5 protein-coding genes and 1 pseudogene are annotated in these 5,858 nt (G+C 62.8%); 3 read left to right on the forward strand and 3 right to left on the reverse strand.

The annotated features are described in order from the left end of the window. The coding region (locus tag AC1D1P_RS12450) for an ABC transporter permease (RefSeq protein ID WP_477673196.1) at positions 1–592 on the forward strand (592 nt) is incomplete at its 5' end. 95 nt (positions 593–687) lie between these two features. Here the strand turns inward: AC1D1P_RS12450 and AC1D1P_RS12455 are convergent. From AC1D1P_RS12455 to AC1D1P_RS12465, 3 genes are all read right to left on the reverse strand, one after another. Beyond that, positions 688–2,676 carry an AAA family ATPase gene (locus AC1D1P_RS12455; RefSeq protein ID WP_477673197.1) on the reverse strand — a complete coding sequence of 663 codons (1,989 nt, stop codon included), beginning with the start codon at positions 2,674–2,676 and terminating at the stop codon, positions 688–690. A gap of 13 nt (positions 2,677–2,689) precedes the next feature. Beyond that, positions 2,690–2,926 (reverse strand): hypothetical protein, encoded by a 237-nt coding sequence (locus AC1D1P_RS12460; RefSeq protein WP_477669692.1) that lies wholly within the window; start codon positions 2,924–2,926, stop codon positions 2,690–2,692. Between the two features lie 337 nt (positions 2,927–3,263). After that, entirely contained in the window at positions 3,264–4,163 is a 900-nt protein-coding gene (locus AC1D1P_RS12465) for a DMT family transporter (protein ID WP_477673198.1), read from the reverse strand. 141 nt (positions 4,164–4,304) lie between these two features. Here AC1D1P_RS12465 and AC1D1P_RS12470 point away from each other — a divergent pair, with 141 nt between their 5' ends. Both AC1D1P_RS12470 and AC1D1P_RS12475 read left to right on the forward strand, forming a co-directional pair. Continuing rightward, a complete protein-coding gene (locus AC1D1P_RS12470) occupies positions 4,305–5,300 on the forward strand; it encodes a quinone oxidoreductase family protein (RefSeq protein ID WP_477669691.1) in 996 nt (331 codons plus the stop codon). Between the two features lie 118 nt (positions 5,301–5,418). Next, positions 5,419–5,858: pseudogene (locus AC1D1P_RS12475) on the forward strand (hypothetical protein); the annotation flags it as partial.

The raw sequence follows: 5,858 nt of genomic DNA on the forward strand, positions 1-5,858 counted from the left end.
GCTGATCGGTGTGCCCGCCGCCTACACACTGGCACGCAAGGACTTTCGCGGCAAAAAGTTGCTCACGCTGCTGTTTCTGCTTCCGCTGATGGTGCCGCCGATTACCTATGGCATTCCGCTGGCCACCGTGATGTACCAACTGCACCTGGCCGGAACCTTGCCGGGCGTGATCATCGCCAACATGATTCCGGCTCTGCCTTTTGTGATCCTCGTGATGACGCCTTTTGTCGAGCAGATAGACACCAACATCGAATCTGCGGCGCGCGTCTTTGGCGCCAACACGCGGCAGATGTTCCTCTACACCCTGGTGCCGCTGCTGGCGCCCGGTGTGCTGGCGGCGGGCCTGCTGGTGCTGGTGCGGACGGTGGCGATGTTCGAGTTGACCTTTCTGGTGGCCGGCCCCGACACCCAGACGCTGGTGGTGGCGCTGTACTACGCGGTCTTTGCCGCCGGCGTGCGCGCAGGGCAATCGGTCGACGCGATGGCGATGATCTACATGGCGATCACGGTGCTGTGGTTGCTGATTGCGCTGCGTTTCGTGAACCCCACGCAGCTGGTCAGCCGTGTCAAGGAGCATCCGGGCAAGGCTTGATGAACTGAACCGGGGCCTGCAAAGATTTCCGTTGGTGGAAATTGGGCACGGAAAGCAGCTGGGCTGCTCTCCGTGCTTTTTTTTGCCCACGCGGATCATTCCAGTGAGGGCTCCAGCGATGGCGCCATGCCGCCGACACGCTGCATCAACGCGTGCTGCAGGCCGAACACCTGAAGCTGCTCCGCATACGGCGCAAGCATCTGTTCTTCCTTCGCGATGGCGACCCCCAGGAGGCTGGCCATTTTCTCTTTGCTCACCTGGCCGTTTTCCAGCAGTTCGTCCACGATGCTCAGTAGCAAGGCCGAATCGGTTTTGAGAATCTCCTGTGCGCGCGCGTACGCCTGCGCGAGCAGGGCCTCGATCTCGGCGTTGGTCGGCTCAACATCGGTGTTGAGGTTGTCGTCCATGTCGTGGGTCACGTCGGTGTGGCTCAGCCGGTTGCCGAAACCGAAGTGGCGCACAAAGCGTGCGGCCAGGGCGGTGGCGTTCTTGAAGTCGCTCTCGCTGCCCGTGGTGCAGGCATCGTCGCCGAACACCAGCGCCTCGGCGGCGCGGCCGGCCAGGCCCACGCAGAGGCGGTCCAGGCAGCTTTGACGTGATTCGGCCTTCATGCGTACATAGCTGTTGTAGCCGCCCTCGAAGGATGCCACGTTGATCTTGACTTCCTGCGGCGCATGGCCGAACAGGCGGCCGTAGGCCAGGCCGTGGCCTGCTTCGTGCACGGCCAGCAAGGCCCGAAAGTCGGGGCTGGCGCGCTGCTTGAGCTGGTTGAGGTCCAGCGGCACGGGGTAGGCAATGTTCCCGCCCCCGCAATCGCCATGACTGACGTGCAGGGATTGCGTGGCGGTGTCCAGCCTCACGTGCAGCGTGGTGTCCGCCGGCACATCATGCTCAAACGCCCACAGCACGGCATTCACCAGCGGCGCACTCAGGATGGCGTGAATCGACGAGAACAGCGGGCGCGTGCCCTGGGCCGGGAAGACCGCATTGGCATAAATTCCCTGGTACACCGATTCATGCAGATCAAAAGACAGTCCTGCACTCGCCTGCATTTCACCAACGTATCTGTCACAGGTGCTGCGGATCAGCCGCTCATACGTGGCCTGGCTCAGCGAGGGGTAGATCACATGGTTGTTCCCCAGCCGGGCGATCTGCTCGGGCTTGAAGCGCTCTCCCAGGGCCTTCTTGACGTCAATGACCGACAGTTTTTTCGTCAGTGCATGAAAGATGTCGGCATCGGTGTCGCAGTCTTCCACGCGTTTGGCGGTTCCCTCATACATCTCGTCGAGGTTGCCCGAAACGATGATGAGCAAGCGGCTGTAATCCGTTTCCCACGAGTCGGTCGATGCCCTGAACGCCAGCATGCGCTCCTGCAGTTGCTGGGGTGTCCAGGTCATCACCTCCTGTAGTGGTTCCTTGAGCTTGAGGCTTTGCTTGAATTCCTGAGCCTGGTAGGGCGAAAGGGCGAACTTCAGCTTTTTGGCCTGGACGCCGTCCTTGGCAGGCTTTTCATCAGCCTGTTCCTCGCGTTCGTGGTCATACAGCGAGAAAGCCAGAGACGATTCCAGCTCCTGCAGAAAAGACAGCGACGGCGGCAGGCGCCCGTCGGACAGCAGCTGCCACACGTCCTGGTAGCGTTTGACGGCGACCTCATCGCCCTTTTCGTTGATGGTGCGAAAGCGCTGGAATTCATCCAGCACCAGAATGCCAGGCTCGCTCTCGGCAACGGCGGACTCCGCCAGCATGCCGCTGATGGAGTCGGCGCTGCGCCAGCTGCTGCCGTTGCTGAAGCCGTCCATCTGTACTTCGACAAAGCGGTCGTAGAAACCCAGCTTTTGCGCCAGGCGGCGCGTGAGCTGGGTCTTGCCGGTGCCGGTCAGGCCCCACAGGCACACGATCACCGGGCGGCGGATGATGTGCGGCAGCACGTACCAGGCGCGGATCGACTCGATCACCCGGTCGATGATGTCGTCAATACCGAACAGCTCGGTCTTCAGCTCGGTGGCGACKAGGGCCAGGTGGGCACTGCGTTCGCGCATGAGTTCGGGCGGCACGCGGGCTGCGGCCGCCGTCTCGGTTGTCATATCGTTCTTCATGTCAGTCAGTCAAATTTTTGAGGGCTTTTTGCAAAGCCACGGTTTCAGCCCGGCGGTGAGCGCCGGCGCTGCGAATATGTTTGCCCGCGCCCGACGTGATGGCACGCTGGACGAGGGCCCGCACCACGGGATTGCGCGGTGTGGGTGGCGGCAAAGTCAAAGCCAGCGGCTGCTTCATGCGCCGCAAATGCTTGACCTTGCCTGCGGCAAAGTCACGGGAAAAAGTTTTGGCACTCATGTGCACGCTCCGAAAAAGCAAAACCCCGGCGAAAAATCAGCCTGGGGTTCGCGGAGCGCGCTTCACACGTGAAGGCGCGGCACCGACTGCCCGCAGGGCTGGGTATGGTTGACACCACATCCAGCCGGGGGCAGTGGAGGGTGCGTCAGGTGTGAGTGAACAAAGTCATGGTCTTGAGGGCTTCAAGGTGTTTACTACACAAGGTTATTCGTTGCGCAGTGGCTCAAAGCAAGGAACGGATTCTGAAGAGCCCGCGCGGGCTTGGCAAGTTTTATGCAGCGATTTCTCACAATGTGTTGTGAAAATCAAACCGCTGCTGCGCTGATTGCTGCGCGCTTCAGCGCCGCGACGACACCACGATGCCACCCACGATCAGCACAAAAGCCAGCGCGTGGTAGAGGTGCGGCAACTCACCGAGAAAGGCCGCCGACAGCAGCGCAGCGAACAGCGGCGTGAGGTTGGAAAAGAAGCCCGCAATCGCCGGCCCGACACGCTGCACGCCCATGCCCCAGCAACGATAGGCAATCACCGCGGGTCCCACGGCCACGTACAGCAGGGCTGCGGCCAGCGGCCAGCCCCATTGGATGTGCGCGTCGGTCAACGCCCATTCGCCGGCGGCAAACGCGCCCGACCAGGCCAGTCCGAACACGATTTGCGCGAGCAGGAAGGCGGCCCAGTCGCGGCGGATTTCCGCCGGCTCTTTGGGTTRCGACAGCAGCCAGCTGTAAAACGCCCAGGCCAGCGTGGCAAGCAGCACGTACAGGTCACCGGGCACCGGTTGCACCTGCATGAGCAATTCCCACTGGCCACGCGACAGCACCACCAGCACGCCGGCAATCGACAGCACGGCACCGGCGATCTGTCGCTTCGACACAGCCTGGCCAAAAAACAGCGCCCCCACAATCAGCATCCAGATCGGCACGCTKGACGCCACCAACGTCACGTTGARCGGTGTGGAGGTTTTCAGGGCCAGATACTRCAAGGCGTTGTAGCAACCCACACCCAGCAGGCCCAGCACCGCGAAACGTTTCCAGTGAGGCCACAGGCTGCTGCGCGGTTTGAGCAGGCGCCAGGCCAGCGGCAACAGGATCACGAAGGCCAGGGCCCAGCGCAGGAAGTTGAGCGTCATGGGCGGCACCAGGCCAGTGACGAGGCGGCCGACGACGGCGTTGCCGGCCCAGAGCAAGGGAGGGACCACCAGCAGCGTGGCAGTGGCGGGCGTGAGGCGTTGGGTCATGACGGGGACTTTATCAAGCATGACTGTTTTCCTCTCGCCATACGGGGTTCAACCCTCGGCGCCTGCGGCCCATTTCGATTCATGGCACCATGGCGGCCACCCCTTTTTCTTTCTCCATCTGCAACCTTTGCAAGGAAATCCATGGCCTCCATCACCTCCAAAGCCGTACGCATCAACCAGCACGGCGGACCTGAAGAACTCACACTGGTAGACGTGACGGTAGGCGACCCCGGCCCGGGCGAAATACGCATCCGTCACAAGGCCGTTGGCTTGAACTACATCGACGTGTACCAACGCAGCGGTGTCTACCCGCTTGCCATGCCGCTTCAACTGGGGATGGAAGCTTCCGGCATCGTCGAGGCTGTTGGTGAGGGCGTGACCCACCTGAAAGCGGGTGACCGCGCGGCCTATGCCAGCCAGCCGCCCGGCAGCTACTGTGAAGTGCGCGTGATGCCGGCCAAGTGTGTGTGCAAGCTGCCCGATGCGATCTCGTTTGAAACCGGCGCGGCCATGATGCTCAAGGGGCTGACCACGCAGTACCTGCTGCGCCGCACGCAGCCGCAAGGCGGCCTGCAGCCCGGCGACCATGTGTTGTTTCACGCGGCCGCCGGTGGCGTGGGCCTGATCGCCTGCCAGTGGGCCAGGGCCATGGGCCTGCAATTGATAGGCACCGCCGGCTCTGACGAGAAATGCGCGTTGGCGTTGTCGCAGGGCGCGGCCTTTGCCGTCAACTACGCGAAAGAAGACTTCGTGGCCCGCGTCAAGGAGATCACCGGTGGCAAGGGCGTGAAGGCGGTGTACGACTCGGTCGGCAAGGACACCTTCCTCAAGTCACTGGATTGCCTGCGCCCCTTTGGCCTGCTGGCCAACTTTGGCAATGCCTCGGGCAAGACGCCGCCGCTGGACATCGGCCTGCTGGCTGCCAAAGGCTCGCTCTACGTTTCACGGCCGACGCTCTTTACCCACATTGCGACGCGTGAGACCACACAGGAAATGGCGGATGAATTGTTTGCCATGGTCATCAGCGGCAAAGTCCATATTCCTATAGACCAGCGTTTTGCCCTGGCCGACGTTGCCGAGGCGCACCGTGCGCTTGAAGCCCGCAAGACCACGGGCTGCACCATCCTGACGCTGTAAAAGAAGAGCGAATTTGCCCCAGGGCATAGGCCTTTGTGCGGTAAACCTGTGTAAAGCTGGAGAGGGTATTCAACGCAAGGCGTGCCGCATGCGTTACAAAGGGCTGCAGGAGAACACCATGCCCACAGTGACTATCCAGGCCAGCATGCTCGCGGCCTTCCTGGCTTGCCTCGCCGCTCCGGCGGCGCAGGCGCAGGCCGATGCCGCGCCGCCGCCGGCCAAGTTTGCCGCCACATGGCGCGCCGCTTCGCGCCTGGGGTATGCACCCACGCCGGCCTCGACGCAGGCCGCTGCGGCCTCACCCCGCGCCTGGGCGTTGCAGCAGCTGGATGTGGCCTATGCCGCAAGCCTGCGTCCTCCCAACCTTCCTGCCGAACTTGCCGGCATCAACGCACCGCTCGGTGACATTGCGCGCAGCTTCCAGGCCGAGCGGGAGGCGCGAAAGGCCGCGCGCGAAACGCCCAAGCCTGGTATGGCCGCCGCGGCCGATACAGGTGGCGAAAAATTCAGCCGCGAGATGGCCCAGGGCGCGGCCGCCTGGCRGCTGATGTCCTGCAG

Source organism: Polaromonas sp. P1_E1_2 (assembly GCF_056406035.1).

Coding starts and splice junctions, on each gene's coding strand:
- AC1D1P_RS12470 (WP_477669691.1), top strand. CDS start 4,305: ATGGCCTCCATCACCTCCAAAGCCGTACGCATCAACCAGCACGGCGGA.
- AC1D1P_RS12460 (WP_477669692.1), bottom strand. CDS start 2,926: ATGAGTGCCAAAACTTTTTCCCGTGACTTTGCCGCAGGCAAGGTCAAG.